Annotated in this window: 12 protein-coding genes and 4 tRNA genes; 13 read left to right on the top strand and 3 right to left on the bottom strand. The window is 57.3% G+C overall.

From position 1 onward, the window contains the following. Positions 1-16: 16 nt before the first annotated feature. The 3 genes from QOM10_RS19170 to QOM10_RS19160 all read left to right on the top strand — a co-directional run bounded on the left by QOM10_RS19170 (position 17) and on the right by QOM10_RS19160 (position 1,204). Entirely contained in the window at positions 17-688 is a 672-nt protein-coding gene (locus QOM10_RS19170) for a peptidase C39 family protein (RefSeq protein WP_316916759.1), read from the top strand. 90 nt (positions 689-778) lie between these two features. Next, complete coding sequence (locus QOM10_RS19165; protein WP_127929016.1) at positions 779-985, top strand: DUF6021 family protein; 207 nt, start codon at positions 779-781, stop codon at positions 983-985. A 12-nt stretch (positions 986-997) separates the two neighbouring features. Continuing rightward, a complete protein-coding gene (locus tag QOM10_RS19160; RefSeq protein WP_127929015.1) occupies positions 998-1,204 on the top strand; it encodes a hypothetical protein in 207 nt (68 codons plus the stop codon). A gap of 53 nt (positions 1,205-1,257) precedes the next feature. On the opposite strand, the gene pbpG is transcribed toward QOM10_RS19160, so the two are convergent. Then, positions 1,258-2,196 (bottom strand): D-alanyl-D-alanine endopeptidase, encoded by a 939-nt coding sequence (gene pbpG / locus QOM10_RS19155; RefSeq protein WP_127929014.1) that lies wholly within the window; start codon positions 2,194-2,196, stop codon positions 1,258-1,260. A gap of 230 nt (positions 2,197-2,426) precedes the next feature. Beyond that, a complete protein-coding gene (gene folD, locus QOM10_RS19150) occupies positions 2,427-3,281 on the bottom strand; it encodes a bifunctional methylenetetrahydrofolate dehydrogenase/methenyltetrahydrofolate cyclohydrolase FolD (RefSeq protein WP_038362797.1) in 855 nt (284 codons plus the stop codon). Between the two features lie 275 nt (positions 3,282-3,556). Here folD and QOM10_RS19145 point away from each other — a divergent pair. From QOM10_RS19145 to QOM10_RS19100, 10 genes are all read left to right on the top strand, one after another. Continuing rightward, positions 3,557-3,633, top strand: a tRNA-Arg gene (locus QOM10_RS19145). A 32-nt stretch (positions 3,634-3,665) separates the two neighbouring features. Next, positions 3,666-3,741 (top strand) — tRNA-His (locus QOM10_RS19140). Positions 3,742-3,797: 56 nt separating this feature from the next. Continuing rightward, a tRNA-Leu gene (locus QOM10_RS19135) sits at positions 3,798-3,882 on the top strand. Positions 3,883-3,959: 77 nt separating this feature from the next. Continuing rightward, positions 3,960-4,035, top strand: a tRNA-His gene (locus QOM10_RS19130). 402 nt (positions 4,036-4,437) lie between these two features. After that, positions 4,438-5,748: a trigger factor gene (tig, locus tag QOM10_RS19125; protein ID WP_127929013.1), complete on the top strand. Its 1,311-nt coding sequence runs from the start codon at positions 4,438-4,440 to the stop codon at positions 5,746-5,748. A gap of 93 nt (positions 5,749-5,841) precedes the next feature. After that, positions 5,842-6,477 (top strand): ATP-dependent Clp endopeptidase proteolytic subunit ClpP, encoded by a 636-nt coding sequence (clpP, locus tag QOM10_RS19120; protein WP_007951559.1) that lies wholly within the window; start codon positions 5,842-5,844, stop codon positions 6,475-6,477. A gap of 112 nt (positions 6,478-6,589) precedes the next feature. Beyond that, positions 6,590-7,873 (top strand): ATP-dependent Clp protease ATP-binding subunit ClpX, encoded by a 1,284-nt coding sequence (clpX, locus tag QOM10_RS19115; RefSeq protein ID WP_003223632.1) that lies wholly within the window; start codon positions 6,590-6,592, stop codon positions 7,871-7,873. Between the two features lie 163 nt (positions 7,874-8,036). Continuing rightward, the gene (gene lon / locus QOM10_RS19110; RefSeq protein ID WP_127929012.1) at positions 8,037-10,433 is read left to right on the top strand and encodes an endopeptidase La; all 2,397 of its coding nucleotides are present in this window, start codon (positions 8,037-8,039) and stop codon (positions 10,431-10,433) included. Positions 10,434-10,581: 148 nt separating this feature from the next. Then, on the top strand, positions 10,582-10,854 hold the full coding sequence (locus tag QOM10_RS19105; RefSeq protein ID WP_003183171.1) for an HU family DNA-binding protein: 273 nt from the start codon (positions 10,582-10,584) through the stop codon (positions 10,852-10,854). Between the two features lie 228 nt (positions 10,855-11,082). Next, positions 11,083-12,954: a SurA N-terminal domain-containing protein gene (locus QOM10_RS19100; RefSeq protein ID WP_127929011.1), complete on the top strand. Its 1,872-nt coding sequence runs from the start codon at positions 11,083-11,085 to the stop codon at positions 12,952-12,954. Between the two features lie 981 nt (positions 12,955-13,935). On the opposite strand, the gene QOM10_RS19095 is transcribed toward QOM10_RS19100, so the two are convergent. After that, on the bottom strand, positions 13,936-15,141 hold the full coding sequence (locus QOM10_RS19095; protein WP_160041033.1) for an MFS transporter: 1,206 nt from the start codon (positions 15,139-15,141) through the stop codon (positions 13,936-13,938). Positions 15,142-15,202: the final 61 nt, after the last annotated feature.

The following is a 15,202-nucleotide window of genomic DNA, read 5'->3' as shown; positions in this document are numbered from 1 at the left end:
TGAACAGAGAGTGACGATGGTGCAGGTATTTTCTCGAATTCGTGCGGCGCTGCTGGTGGCCGGTTGCGCGGCGGTGTTGGCCGGATGTGCAGGCAGTGTGGCGCCCGAGGTCAAGCGTCTGCCGGAGCGAGTTGAACTGAGCGGTACGTTCTATCGCGGCGAAGCCAATCAGAGCGGGCCGCAAGTGCTGGCCAGTCTCCTGTCGCAGCAAGGCATCGTGATCACCCCGGGCTTGCTGGAAAAACCACTGCACCTGCCGGGCGCCGAAGACAAACTGCAGCAGAATATCCAGAACCTTGCCCGCGACTACGGCATGGTGGTTTATCCCCTGGACAGCAATCTTCCTGCGCTGTTGACGCAAGTGGCGGCGGGTTATCCGGTGATGGTGCGCTTCAGCGAGGGCTCGGCATTCTGGGCCGAGCCGCGTTACGCGATCCTGTCCGGCTACGATCGCAATAAACAGAAGGTCCTGCTGCGCGCTGGCATGAACCGCCGCGAGCTGATGAGTTTCAGCTCCTTTGAGTCGGCGCTGGAAAAGTCCGGTGGCTGGGCGATCCTGATTCAAAAACCGTCGCAGATCCCGGCCGCCGTCGACCGTCAGCGCTGGCTCAAAGCGGCCGACGAGCTGGCTCAGGCTGGTCAGGAAAATGAAGCCGCGCAGGCGCGCAAGGCCCTGACGGCGCACTGAGTTCCCGTTCGTCATCTGCCGGGCACCACGGCGCCCGGCACGCCTCCTATCTATAGAGCCCGTTGTTTGCGGGTGAATCAGGAGGCGAACATGGCAGATTCCCCATCCCCGAAAGGGCCGCATTCGACCGAACATTCTTCGGGTCATGATCTGGGCTTTGACCCGGATTCGCCGGATGTTGACGATCCGCAAGTCGACCCGGTGGGCCCAGCCAAAGCGCCGAAAGACGTGAAGCCTGGTGAGGACGACAAGAAACCGGCCAAACCTTATGACCCGTTAGCCAATCTGAAACCTTGATGTGAGGTGCGTATGAGTACCGATTCAAGCTTCGATGACCAAAAACCGGACAGCGTACCTACGACGCCGGAGCCAGAGATTGATCCGGTGCTGGACCCGGACAGCCCGATGCGTGACCCGATGGCTCGGCCTAATGTGCTGACACCCGAGCCTGCACGGGATCCGAGTGCAGGCGATGGCATTCCCGATGACGACAAGATGCCGCTGCCCAATGACTGATTTACAGGTGAAAAAAAGCCCCGATGATTCGGGGCTTTTTCTTGGGTGGCGGGTTACTTGGAGGCTTCAACCACGCCGCTCTGGCGCGACTTGAGGTTCTTCTCGGCCTTGTATTGTTGAGCCACCGCAGGAACGTTGGCGCTTCGGCCGGTTTCCACCCAGCTGCGGATGCGGCTGGCATCGGCAAAGTGGGTGTACTTGCCGAACGCGTCGAGAATTACCAACGCGACCGGGCGATTGCCCATTTTCGTCACCAGCACCAGGCAATGACCGGCGGGGTTGGTGAAGCCGGTTTTGGTGATCTTGATGTCCCAGTCGGCTTTATTGACCAAGTGATCGGTATTGCGGAAACCCAGGGTGTAATTGGGTTTGCGGAACGACACGGTCTTTTCCTTGGTAGTGCTGAGTTCGCTGAGTAGCGGGTACTTATGCGCGGCCACCAGCAGCTTGCTCAGGTCGCGGGCGGTGGAAACGTTACGCTCCGACAGGCCTGTCGGCTCGACGAAGTGCGTACTGGTCATGCCCAGTGCCTTGGCCTTGGCATTCATCGCCGCGATAAAGGCGGCGTAACCGCCCGGATAGTGGTGCGCAAGGCTGGCAGCCGCGCGGTTCTCCGAAGACATCAAGGCGATCAGCAACATCTCGCGACGCGGCAGTTCACTCTTGAGTTTGACTCGGGAGAATACACCCCTCATTTCCGGTGTGTTGCTGATATCGACATTGATCCATTCGTCCATGTTCTGCCGGGCTTCAACCACAACCAGTCCGGTCATCAACTTGCTGACAGAGGCGATCGGCACGATCACGTCAGGGTTGCTGGAGTAGATGACTTTATTGGTCTGCATATCCATGAGCAGTGCGCTGCCGGAGGCGATCTTCAGGGTCGAAGCGTCACGTGGGGCAGCGGTGGTTTCCGCAGCGTTGATCGTTGGCGTGATGAAAGTGCCTGAAACTGCAAAAAACAGGCTCAGAATCGAGAGACGAATTTTCACGCGGGCGAACTCACAAAGGTTGGATATTCCGTTAGTTTGTAACGGGTTATTTCTTCAAAGCGTCGCATTCTAGGAGTATGGCTGAAGATCTGTCGATGGTTGTTTGAGTGACCTGAAAATCTCGTGAAAAGGCCTGTAAAAAGAGGGGTTTCCGGCGAACGGTTACAGTTTTTTCTCAGGCATGAAAAAACCCGCGCAAGGCGGGTTTTTCTTATTGCTGAAAGTACCGATCAGGCGTGCAGGGTTTCCGCCGCATAAAGGGTGTTTTCCAGCAGGCAGGCACGGGTCATCGGACCGACGCCGCCCGGCACCGGAGTGATCCAGCCAGCGCGGGGCAGGGCGGTTTCGTAAACAACGTCACCGACCAGTTTGCCGTCGTCCTGACGGTTGATGCCGACGTCGATCACGATCGCGCCTTCCTTGATCCACTCGCCTTTGACCAGGCCCGGCTTGCCGGCGGCCACTACCACCAGATCGGCACGACCGACGTGGCCGGCCAGATCCTTGGTGAAGCGGTGAGTCACGGTCACGGTGCAGCCGGCCAGCAGCAATTCCATCGCCATCGGGCGGCCGACGATGTTGGAAGCGCCGACAACCACTGCGTCCATGCCATAAAGATCAGCACCGGTGCTTTCCAGCAGCGTCATGATGCCTTTAGGTGTGCATGGACGCAGCAGCGGAATGCGCTGGGCCAAGCGGCCGACGTTATAAGGATGGAAGCCGTCGACGTCTTTGTCCGGGCGGATACGCTCCAGCAGTTTGGAGGCGTCCAGGTGCTCGGGCAGCGGCAACTGAAGCAGGATGCCGTCGATTGCAGGGTCGTCATTGAGGCGATCGATCAGATCGGTCAGAGCGTCTTGCGTGGTGTCGGAGGGCAGGTCGTAGGCTTGAGAGAGGAAGCCAACCTCTTCACAGTCTTTACGCTTGTGCGAGACATAAACCTGAGAGGCAGGATCGCTGCCGACCAGGATCACCGCGAGGCCGGGAGTGCGCAGGCCTTGCTGGCGACGCTCGGCAACTCGTTGGGCGATCTGCTGGCGCAGGCTGGCGGCGATCGATTTGCCGTCGATTAGTTGTGCAGTCATTGCGCGTGATTAACCATCGAGAGGGGAAAAAATGAGAACGCATTCTCGCATGTCGAGCGGTGAGGGCAAAGGCGCTTGGTCAGCAAATTCCTCTAACTCCTTTAATTAAATGAATTTTTTTCAAAAAGGATTTGACGACCTTCGGAGCGCTCTATACTATTCGTCGCACTTGTCGGGCACAGCCTAGCACTGGTTAAGAAGGTGAAGCGGAATCAAGGTTCTGCGACACTGGAAAGCACTTAGTTTGTAGTCCTTTAAGAGTACAGATTAATAAGGCGCCCGTAGCTCAGCTGGATAGAGCATCCGCCTTCTAAGCGGATGGTCGCAGGTTCGAGTCCTGCCGGGTGCGCCATTAGGCAGCTTTGGCACAAGTAACGCGATATGGTGGGCGTAGCTCAGTTGGTAGAGCACGGGATTGTGACTCCCGTTGTCGTGGGTTCGATCCCCATCGTCCACCCCATATTTCGAAAGGCGCCAGATGTAACAGTCTGGCGCCTTTGCTTTAAAGCTTCACCTGCGGATGTGGTGGAATTGGTAGACACACTGGATTTAGGTTCCAGCGCCGCGAGGCGTAAGAGTTCGAGTCTCTTCATCCGCACCAATTAAAGCTTCATTCATGTCTTCGGGCTGGTGAGGTTTCAACAAAGAAGTTGTTTGGCTTTTTTGTTACGCAATATGGTGGGCGTAGCTCAGTTGGTAGAGCACGGGATTGTGACTCCCGTTGTCGTGGGTTCGATCCCCATCGTCCACCCCATATTTCGAAAGGCGCCAGATTTAACAGTCTGGCGCCTTTTTTGTTTTAGCGGTTCTGAAAACCGGCGATTGTCGGTTTCCAGGCGCAAGGGCAGGGCGCTTCGTCGTATTTATGTTGCTCGATGATGCAGCGCTGCTCGCCGGGCTTGCTTGCAAGAACGGCCGTCAGGGAGTGATTGGCAGTCTCTTCTATATATAGAAGCGGTTGGCGCAGAGCCCTGGCGAGATTGGTTGTATTCGCCTGTGGGGCGCGCTGCACTAGTGTGGCGGTCCCGATAAAATGCCTGCTGTTTTTTTACCCGTTTTCAGTAGGGTGACTTCTTGAGTTTGACCCACTAGAATGCATGCCCTTGATTCTGGGGTCGGAAACGGCCGGCTAACGTCTGTGCAACGAGGAATATCCATGCAAGTTTCTGTTGAAAATACTACTGCTCTCGAGCGCCGCATGAGCGTCACCGTGCCGGCTGAGCGCATCGAGACTCAGGTCAACAAGCGTCTGCAGCAGACTGCCCAAAAGGCCAAGATTGCTGGCTTCCGTCCAGGCAAAGTGCCAATGAGCGAAATCAAGCGCCGTTTCGGTGCTGATGCTCGCCAGGAAGCTGTAGGCGACGTGATCCAGTCCTCCTTCTACGAAGCTGTGGTTGAGCAGAAGCTGAACCCTGCTGGTTCGCCATCGATCGAGCCTAAGTCGCTCGAAGCTGGCAAGGATCTGGAATACGTTGCTGTATTCGAAGTGTTCCCTGAGTTCACCGTTGCCGGTTTCGAAGGCATCACCGTTGAGCGCCTGAGCGCTGACGTGGCTGACGCTGACCTGGACAAAATGCTCGACATCCTGCGCAAGCAGAACACTCGTTTTGAAGTGGCCGATCGCGCTGCCCAGAACGAAGACCAGCTGAACATCGATTTCGTGGGCAAGGTTGACGGCGAAGTCTTCGCTGGCGGCTCCGCCAAAGGCACTCAGCTGGTACTGGGTTCCGGCCGCATGATCCCGGGCTTCGAAGAAGGCCTGGTTGGCGCCAAAGCCGGCGAAGAGCGCGTTCTGAACCTGACCTTCCCTGAGGACTATCAGAACCTGGACCTGGCTGGCAAAACCGCCGAGTTCACCGTGACCGTCAACACTGTGTCCGAGCCTAAGCTGCCAGAGCTGAACGAAGAGTTCTTCGCTCAATTCGGCATCAAGGAAAGCGGCATCGACGGTTTCCGCACCGAAGTTCGCAAGAACATGGAGCGTGAACTGCGTCAGGCGATCAAATCCAAGGTCAAGAATCAGGTAATGGACGGTCTGCTGGCCACCAACCCGATCGAAGTGCCTAAGGCTCTGCTGTCCAACGAAGTTGACCGTCTGCGCGTGCAGGCTGTTCAGCAGTTCGGCGGCAACATCAAGCCTGATCAGCTGCCGGCCGAGCTGTTCGAAGAGCAAGCCAAGCGCCGCGTCGTGCTGGGTCTGATCGTTGCTGAAGTGGTCAAGCAGTTCGACCTGAAGCCTGACGAAGCTCGCGTTCGCGAAATGATTCAGGAAATGGCTTCGGCTTACCAGGAGCCTGAGCAGGTTGTGTCGTGGTACTACAAGAACGAGCAGCAACTGAACGAAGTGCGTTCGGTTGTGCTGGAAGAACAAGTTGTGGATACTGTTCTGCAGAAAGCTAGTGTGACCGACAAAGCGGTCTCTTACGAAGAAGCAGTCAAGCCGGTAGAAGCTCCAAAAGCCGACTGATTGATTCCGCGTTAAGAAGTACACACCATAAGCCAGCTCTCGAGCTGGCTTATGCGTATTCAAGACATAACTATTTGGGAGCGACTGCAGAGCATGTTCCGTAATTCTTATATTCAGCAGAACTCTGATATCCAGGCCGCCGGCGGCCTGGTCCCGATGGTTGTCGAGCAATCTGCTCGTGGCGAACGCGCCTATGACATCTATTCGCGCCTGCTCAAGGAGCGAGTGATCTTTCTGGTTGGTCCGGTAGAGGACTACATGGCCAACCTGATCTGCGCGCAACTGCTGTTCCTTGAAGCGGAAAACCCGGACAAGGACATCCATCTCTACATCAACTCTCCGGGCGGTTCGGTGACAGCGGGCATGTCGATCTACGACACCATGCAGTTCATCAAGCCGAACGTATCGACCACCTGCATCGGTCAGGCTTGCAGCATGGGCGCGTTCCTGCTGACTGCAGGTGCCCCGGGCAAGCGTTTCTGCCTGCCGAACTCGCGCGTGATGATTCACCAGCCACTGGGCGGTTTCCAGGGCCAGGCGTCGGACATCGAAATCCACGCCAAGGAAATCCTCTTCATTCGCGAGCGTCTGAACACGCTGATGGCCAAGCACAGCGGGCGTACTCTGGAAGAAATCGAGCGCGATACCAATCGCGACAACTTCATGAGTGCAGAAGCTGCGAAGGAATATGGCCTGATCGACGAAGTGATCAACCAGCGCCCAGCTTAAAATAAGCAGCTCAAAATAGGCTTGGTCGGCTTGTCTGATCAGCGGCGGGCTTGAAAAAGCCCGCAATAGCCTTCATCTTGTGTTGCAAGCCTATCGGATTTGGATCGAACGAATGACTGACACCCGCAACGGCGAGGACAACGGCAAGCTGCTCTATTGCTCCTTCTGTGGCAAAAGCCAGCATGAAGTGCGCAAATTGATTGCCGGCCCCTCGGTCTTTATCTGCGACGAGTGCGTCGACCTGTGCAATGACATCATCCGTGAGGAGGTGCAGGAAGCCCAGGCCGAAAGCAGCGCGCATAAATTGCCTTCGCCTAAAGAAATCAGCGGCATCCTTGACCAGTACGTCATTGGTCAGGAGCGTGCGAAAAAGGTTTTGGCCGTAGCGGTGTACAACCACTACAAGCGCCTGAACCAGCGTGACAAAAAGGCTGACGACGTCGAACTCGGCAAGAGCAACATCCTGCTGATCGGCCCGACAGGCTCCGGTAAAACCCTGCTGGCCGAAACACTGGCCCGCTTGCTGAACGTTCCGTTCACCATCGCCGACGCAACCACCCTCACCGAGGCGGGTTATGTAGGTGAAGATGTCGAGAACATCATTCAGAAGCTGCTGCAGAAGTGCGATTACGACGTAGAAAAGGCCCAGATGGGTATTGTCTACATCGATGAAATCGACAAGATTTCCCGCAAGTCCGACAACCCGTCGATCACCCGGGACGTTTCCGGTGAAGGCGTGCAGCAGGCCTTGCTCAAGTTGATCGAAGGCACGGTCGCTTCCGTACCGCCGCAAGGTGGCCGCAAGCATCCGCAGCAGGAATTCCTGCAGGTCGACACCCGTAACATCCTGTTCATCTGTGGTGGTGCGTTCTCCGGTCTGGAAAAGGTTATTCAAAACCGTTCCACCAAGGGCGGCATCGGCTTCAACGCAGAAGTGCGCAGCAAGGAAGAAGGCAAGAAAGTCGGTGAATCCCTGCGTGAAGTCGAGCCTGACGATCTGGTCAAGTTCGGTCTGATCCCGGAATTCGTCGGTCGTCTGCCGGTCCTCGCCACGCTGGACGAACTCGACGAGGCTGCGTTGATGCAGATCCTCACCGAGCCGAAAAATGCTTTGACCAAACAGTATGCCAAGCTGTTCGAGATGGAAGGCGTGGATCTGGAGTTCCGCACAGACGCGCTGAAATCGGTCGCCAAGCGTGCCCTGGAGCGTAAAACCGGTGCCCGTGGCCTGCGTTCGATTCTCGAAGGTGTACTGCTCGATACGATGTATGAAATCCCCTCGCAGTCCGAGGTGAGCAAAGTCGTGATCGATGAAAGCGTGATCGAAGGCAAGTCCAAGCCACTGTATATCTACGAAAACAGTGAGCCGACGGCCAAGGCAGCGCCGGACGCGTAAGCGTCCAGTCTGCTGGAATAAAGAAGGGGCCTTCGGGCCTCTTTTTTTTTATGTCGTTTTTTACATCCGCTTTGCGCTTGTTTTTTTTCAAGGCAGCCCCCATCTTGGTTTCAAGCTCAATTCCATCTGATTACGGCCATATGGCCGCCGTAGAGGCGAAATCATGAAGACAACCATCGAATTGCCTCTCCTGCCATTGCGTGATGTCGTGGTTTATCCGCACATGGTTATCCCGCTGTTCGTGGGGCGCGAGAAATCCATCGAAGCCCTCGAGGCTGCGATGACGGGCGACAAGCAGATCCTGTTGCTGGCCCAGAGAAACCCGGCGGACGACGATCCCGGTGAAGACGCTCTCTATCGCGTAGGTACCATCGCTACCGTTCTGCAACTGCTCAAGCTGCCTGACGGCACCGTCAAGGTGCTGGTTGAGGGTGAGCAGCGCGGCACTGTCGAGCGGTTCAGCGAAATTGACGGCCACTGCCGTGCCGAAGTCTCGTTGATCGAAGAAGTCGACGCCGCCGAGCGCGAATCCGAAGTGTTCGTGCGCACACTGCTGTCGCAGTTCGAACAATATGTACAGTTGGGCAAGAAAGTCCCGGCTGAAGTCCTGTCGTCGCTCAACAGCATTGATGAGCCGGGTCGTCTGGTCGACACCATGGCCGCGCACATGGCGCTGAAAATCGAGCAGAAGCAGGAAATCCTCGAAATCATCGATTTGTCGGCCCGGGTCGAGCACGTTCTGGCGCTGCTGGATGCCGAGATCGATCTGCTGCAAGTCGAAAAACGCATTCGTGGCCGCGTCAAAAAGCAAATGGAGCGCAGTCAGCGCGAGTACTACCTGAATGAGCAGATGAAGGCCATTCAGAAAGAACTCGGTGACAGCGACGAAGGCCACAACGAAATCGAAGACCTGAAAAAGCGTATCGACGCTGCCGGTCTGCCGAAAGACGCGTTGGCCAAAGCCACTGCCGAGCTGAACAAGCTCAAGCAAATGTCGCCGATGTCCGCTGAGGCCACCGTGGTGCGCTCGTACATCGACTGGCTGGTGCAGGTGCCGTGGAAGGCTCAGAGCAAGGTACGCCTGGACCTGGCGCGTGCAGAAGACATTCTCGATGCCGATCACTACGGTCTCGAAGAGGTCAAGGAACGTATCCTTGAATACCTCGCCGTGCAAAAACGCGTGAAGAAAATCCGAGGTCCGGTGTTGTGCCTGGTCGGTCCTCCAGGCGTGGGTAAAACCTCGCTGGCCGAGTCGATCGCCCACGCGACCAACCGTAAATTCGTGCGCATGGCCCTCGGTGGCGTGCGTGATGAAGCGGAAATTCGTGGTCACCGCCGGACTTACATCGGTTCGATGCCGGGAAGATTGATTCAAAAGATGACAAAGGTGGGTGTGCGCAACCCGCTGTTCCTGCTCGATGAAATCGACAAAATGGGCAGCGACATGCGTGGCGATCCGGCGTCGGCGTTGCTGGAAGTGCTCGATCCAGAGCAAAACCACAACTTCAACGACCACTATCTGGAAGTCGATTACGACCTCTCCGATGTGATGTTCCTGTGCACCTCCAACTCGATGAACATCCCGCCGGCGCTGCTCGACCGCATGGAAGTTATCCGTCTGCCGGGCTACACCGAAGACGAGAAGATCAACATTGCCGTCAAATACCTCTCGCCAAAACAGATCGCTGCCAATGGTCTGAAGAAAGGCGAGCTGGAATTCGATGCAGAAGCGATCCGCGACATCATCCGTTATTACACCCGTGAAGCGGGTGTGCGTGGCCTCGAGCGTCAGATCGCCAAGGTCTGCCGCAAAGCGGTCAAAGAGCACGCGATGGAAAAACGCTTCTCGGTGAAAGTGACAGCTGACCTGCTGGAACATTTCCTCGGTGTGCGCAAATTCCGTTACGGTCTGGCCGAGCAACAGGATCAGATCGGTCAGGTGACCGGCCTTGCCTGGACTCAGGTGGGCGGCGAATTGCTGACTATCGAAGCCGCTGTTGTGCCGGGTAAAGGTCAGTTGATCAAGACCGGTTCGCTGGGCGACGTGATGGTCGAATCGATCACTGCCGCGCTCACCGTGGTGCGCAGCCGCGCCAAGAGCCTGGGCATTCCTCTGGACTTCCACGAGAAGCGCGACACGCACATCCACATGCCGGAAGGGGCGACGCCGAAAGACGGCCCTAGCGCCGGTGTAGGCATGTGCACGGCGCTGGTGTCGGCATTGACCGGCATTCCGGTGCGCGCTGATGTCGCCATGACGGGCGAGATTACGCTGCGTGGTCAAGTGCTGGCGATTGGTGGTCTGAAGGAAAAACTGCTGGCGGCTCACCGCGGCGGAATCAAGATCGTGATTATTCCGGAAGAGAACGTGCGTGATCTGAAGGAGATTCCTGACAATATCAAGCAGGATCTGCAGATTAAACCGGTTAAATGGATTGACGAGGTCCTGCAAATTGCGCTGCAATACGCGCCGGAGCCCTTGCCGGATGTGGCTCCGGAGATAGTTGCCAAGGACGAAAAACGTGAGTCTGACTCTAAGGAAAGAATTAGCACGCATTAATATGCTTTTGCCTGGGGGGCTTCCTTGACAGTTTTTTAGAGCCCTTGTTATAAAGCGGCTCTTAAGTGTCTGTAGGCCATTCAGCACTCGTTTTTGCTTTCACCAAAAAACTTAGAATCATCTCAAAATAGATATAAGGGGACTTAGAGTGAACAAGTCGGAACTGATTGATGCTATCGCTGCATCCGCTGATATCCCGAAAGCTGCTGCTGGCCGTGCGCTGGACGCTGTAATCGAATCCGTCACTGGCGCTCTCAAGGCTGGCGACTCCGTTGTTCTGGTTGGTTTCGGTACTTTCTCCGTGACGGACCGTCCGGCTCGTACCGGTCGTAACCCTCAGACCGGCAAGACTCTGGAAATCCCGGCTGCCAAGAAGCCAGGTTTCAAAGCCGGTAAAGCACTGAAAGAAGCTGTTAACTAAGTTTTCAGGTTTTTACCCATCCGGGTCGGGGTCATGCCTGACTTGGCAGCGGAGCGGTAGAGCAGGTCGCTGAAACAGTGGCCTGTAACGCCGGGATCGAGGGTTCGAGCCCTGTCCGCTCCGCCAGTTACGAGAAGGCGCATCCTCGGATGCGCCTTTCTTCTATCCGGATTCTACCCACGCTCCACGGTTGCCTAATTTTGAAGTTCAACCGTTTCTGGGGGACGCATGCTGCAGAATATCAGGGACAATTCACAAGGCTGGATTGCCAAGACCATTATCGGGGTCATCGTTGCACTGATGGCTCTGACCGGTTTCGACGCCATTTTCCAGGCCACGACTCACAAGAATGAGGCGGCCAAGGTCAACGGTGAAGAAATCAGCCAAAACGAGCTGAGCCAGGCCGTTGATATGCAACGCCGTCAGTTGATGCAACAGCTGGGCAAAGACTTCGATGCTTCTTTGCTCGACGAAAAAATGCTGCGCGAATCGGCCCTCAAAGGTCTGATCGATCGCAAGTTGCTGCTGCAAGGTGCCGAACAGGCGAAGTTCGCGTTCTCCGAAGGCGCACTGGATCAAGTGATCCTGCAGACCCCTGAGTTTCAGGTGGACGGCAAGTTCAGCTCCGAGCGTTTCGACCAGGTAATCCGTCAACTGGGTTACAGCCGTATGCAATTCCGCCAGATGCTGGCTCAGGAAATGCTGATCGGCCAACTGCGCGCCGGTGTGGCGGGCAGCGGTTTCGTCACCGACGCCGAAGTGCTGGCATTTGCCCGTCTGGAAAAACAGACCCGCGATTTCGCCACCCTGAACGTCAAGGCTGACCCGGCTGCGGTCAAGCTGACCGACGACGAGGTCAAGGCCTACTACGACGAGCACGCCAAGGAGTTCATGACTCCGGATCAAGTGATCATCGATTACGTGGAACTGAAGAAGTCTTCGTTCTTCGATCAGGTCGCGGTCAAGGACGAAGACCTGCAGGCGGCGTATCAGAAAGAGATTGCCAACCTGTCGGAACAGCGTCGTGCCGCGCACATTCTGATCGAAGTGAACGACAAGACCACTGAAGCTCAGGCCAAGGCGAAGATTGACGACGTCCAGGCGCGTCTGGCCAAGGGCGAGAAGTTCGAAGCGCTGGCTAAAGAGTTCTCGCAGGATCCGGGTTCGGCCAACAATGGCGGTGACCTCGGTTACGCAGGTCCTGGCGTTTATGATCCAGCGTTCGAAAAAGCCCTGTACTCGCTGTCGAAAGACCAGGTGTCCGAGCCGATTCGTACCGACTTCGGTTACCACCTGATCAAGCTGTTGGGTGTGGAAGCGCCGGAAGTGCCAACCCTGGCCAGCCTGAAAGACAAGCTGACCCGCGAGCTGAAAGCCGCGCAGGTCGAGCAGCGTTTTGTCGAGGCGACCAAGCAACTGGAAGACTCGGCGTTTGAAGCGTCTGACCTGGCTCAGCCAGCGGCGGATCTGAAGCTGACCGTGCACACCTCCAAGCCGTTCGGCCGTGAAGGTGGCGAAGGTGTTGCAGCCAACCGTGCTGTGGTCACCGCGGCATTCAGCACCGAAGTGATCGACGAAGGTGCCAACAGCACCGCCATCGAGCTGGATCCGGAAACCGTGATCGTGCTGCGTTCCAAGGAGCACCTGAAGCCTGCGCAACTGCCATTGGAAAGCGTGAATGCGGCGATCCGCACTCAGTTGACCAAAGAGCATGCCAGTGCTGCCGCCAAGACCAAGGCCGAGAAGCTGATTGCTGATCTGCGTGACGGCAAGGCTCCTCTGGACAAGGCGGTTGACGGGCAGAGCTGGAAAGCTACCGAAGCGGCCACTCGTGGTCAGGAAGGTGTTGATCCGGCGGTGCTGCAAGCGTTGTTCCGTATGCCGAAGCCGGCTGCCAAGGACAAGCCGACGTTCACCAGCGTGACCCTGCCGGACGGTAGTTTGATGATCGTGCGTCTGAACGGCGTTAACGAAGCGGCTGCGCCGACGGATGAAGAGAAGGTTCAGTACCGTCGCTTCCTTGCTTCGCGTGAGGGGCAGCAGGACTTTGCGGCGTATCGCAAGCAGTTGGAAGCTCAGGCTGAGATCAAGCGGTTTTGATGGTTGATTGAGTTGTAATGTGGAAGCCCCGGCCTGTGTAGGTCGGGGCTTTTTTTTGGGCGTTGCGTAGTGGCGGCCTTTGGGCCGACCATGTTCTTGGGGTTTTGGGGGGATATCCGTTGCTGTGGGTGTTGCCGCTGGCGGTTCCGCCCTTACGGCGGGTCACTTTGGCAAACGCCCCAAAGTAACCAAAGGTCTGTGCCCTGACGTTCGGCCCGCTCGCTGGGGCTCGGGGTTCCTTCGCTCCGGGATCGATCCGGGGGCATCGCCTACGGTTTGCTTCGCTGCACCTCCTCTCGATGTGTTCGACTTCGTCGAACGGTCGCTGCGCTCCCACCCCGGATCAATCCCTCCACTCAGCCTGCCGACGGGCCTTCAGATCAAGATCAAGAGCTGCAGCCGAGCTAACGCTCATCCTGTTGAGTGGGGCGGCTTTGCCGCGTGGGCCGCACACGAATTAAACCTGTGGGAGCGAGCCTGCTCGCGATGGCGGCCTGACAGCCGGCCAATCTTCTGTCTGCTGTACTCAATCCAATTGTGGGAGCGAGCTTGCTCGCGAAGACGGCCTTCCAGCCGGCCAATCTTCTGTCTGCTGTACTCAATCCAATTGTGGGAGCGAGCCTGCTCGCGAAGACGGCCTGACAGCCGGCCAATCTTCTGTCAGATGTACTCAATCCCATTGTAGGAGTGAGCCTGCTCGCGAAGGCGGCCTGACAGCCGGCCAATCTTCTGTCTGCTGTACTCAATCCAATTGTGGGAGCAAGCCTGCTCGCGATGGCGGCCTGACAGCCGGCCAATTTTCTGTCTGCTGTACTCAATCCAATTGTGGGAGCGAGCCTGCTCGCGAAGACGGCCTTCCAGCCGGCCAATCTTCTGTCAAATGTACTCAATCCAATTGTGGGAGCGAGCCTGCTCGCGATGGCTGCCTGTCAATCGACCGGTTTTCACCTGTCTGGCCTCAATCCAACAACTCATTCGGTCTCATTCGGCTGTTGGAAAACCGTGGCTCCGAGCTTTGATCGCTACTGACAGGGTCAGTACCAGCAATCCTGCAACAATCCACGGGAATGCCCCCACCCCAAGGTTCCCCAGCAACAAGCCTCCGACCAAACCACCCCCCGCAATCCCGACATTCCACAGCGTAACCAACATCGATTGCGCCGTATCGGCAGCCTCCTTTGCGGTTTTCGCCGAGGCGGTTTGCAGCAGCGATGGCATTGCCCCAAACGCCAGTCCCCAAACAGCAGTGGCGATGTACACCGCGCTCGGCGATTCGCGCCACAGGCCCAGCGCTATCGCGGACAGCATGAACAACCCGGCACTGGTCAACACCAGTTCGCGCAGCCAGCGGTCAATCAGGCTGCCGACGATCCATAGGCTCAGCACCGAGGCGAGGCCGAATACCAGCAATACGCGGTCGACATTGGCGTCCAGCCCGGACGGTTGCAGGAAGGGGGCGATGTAGGTGTACAGCAGGTTGTGCGCAACGACGTAGGTGAGCGTGACAAACAGGACGGGTCGCACGCCGGGCAGGGTAAATACCTGACGCAGTGGCAGGCGGCTTCCCGCGCGTTCGCCGGCGAAGTCCGGTACTTGCCAGTGCACCCAGATCACCAGCACAACGGTCAGTCCGCTCATGATAGCGAAGCTCAGGCGCCAGCCGACCAAGGTGCCGAGCAGGGTGCCTGCGGGTATTCCCAGCGACAGCGCCAGTGGCGCGCCGAGCATCGCTACCGTTATGGCGCGGCCTTGCAAGTGCGGGGCGACCATGCGGCTCGCGTAACCCGCCAGCAGCGCCCACAGCAATCCGGCAAATACGCCGGCAATAAGCCGTGCAATCAGCGTCAGCCAGTACCATTCCGACAGGGTTGTGATGCTGTTAGCGATGGCAAAGCCTGCGATGGCGGCCAGCAGTAGAGGTTTTCTTCGCCAGCCGCGGGTGGCGATCGTCAGCGGTATCGCTGCCAGGATCGAGCCGATCGCGTACAGCGTGACCAATTGCCCGATCAGCGCCTGGGAAACATTCAGTCCGCTGCTCATCTGTGGTAACAGGCCGGCGGGCATGGCTTCGGTCATGACCGTAATGAATCCGGCGGTGGCCAGTGCGAGGAGCGCGGCGAGGGGTAATCGCTCACGGCGATCTGCGGGTTGTTCAAGTGCGGGGCAACCGAGTTGGGCATCGTTCATGAGCCGGCATCCTTGTGCAGTGTTGACGAGGAGCACAGGGTAGGGCGCTGCACATCGGCGA

Source organism: Pseudomonas sp. P108 (genome assembly GCF_032613195.1).
GTDB lineage: Bacteria > Pseudomonadota > Gammaproteobacteria > Pseudomonadales > Pseudomonadaceae > Aquipseudomonas.
The sequence above is the reverse complement of the archived record's forward strand: the minus strand, read 5'-3'. Positions and strand labels throughout refer to the sequence as shown.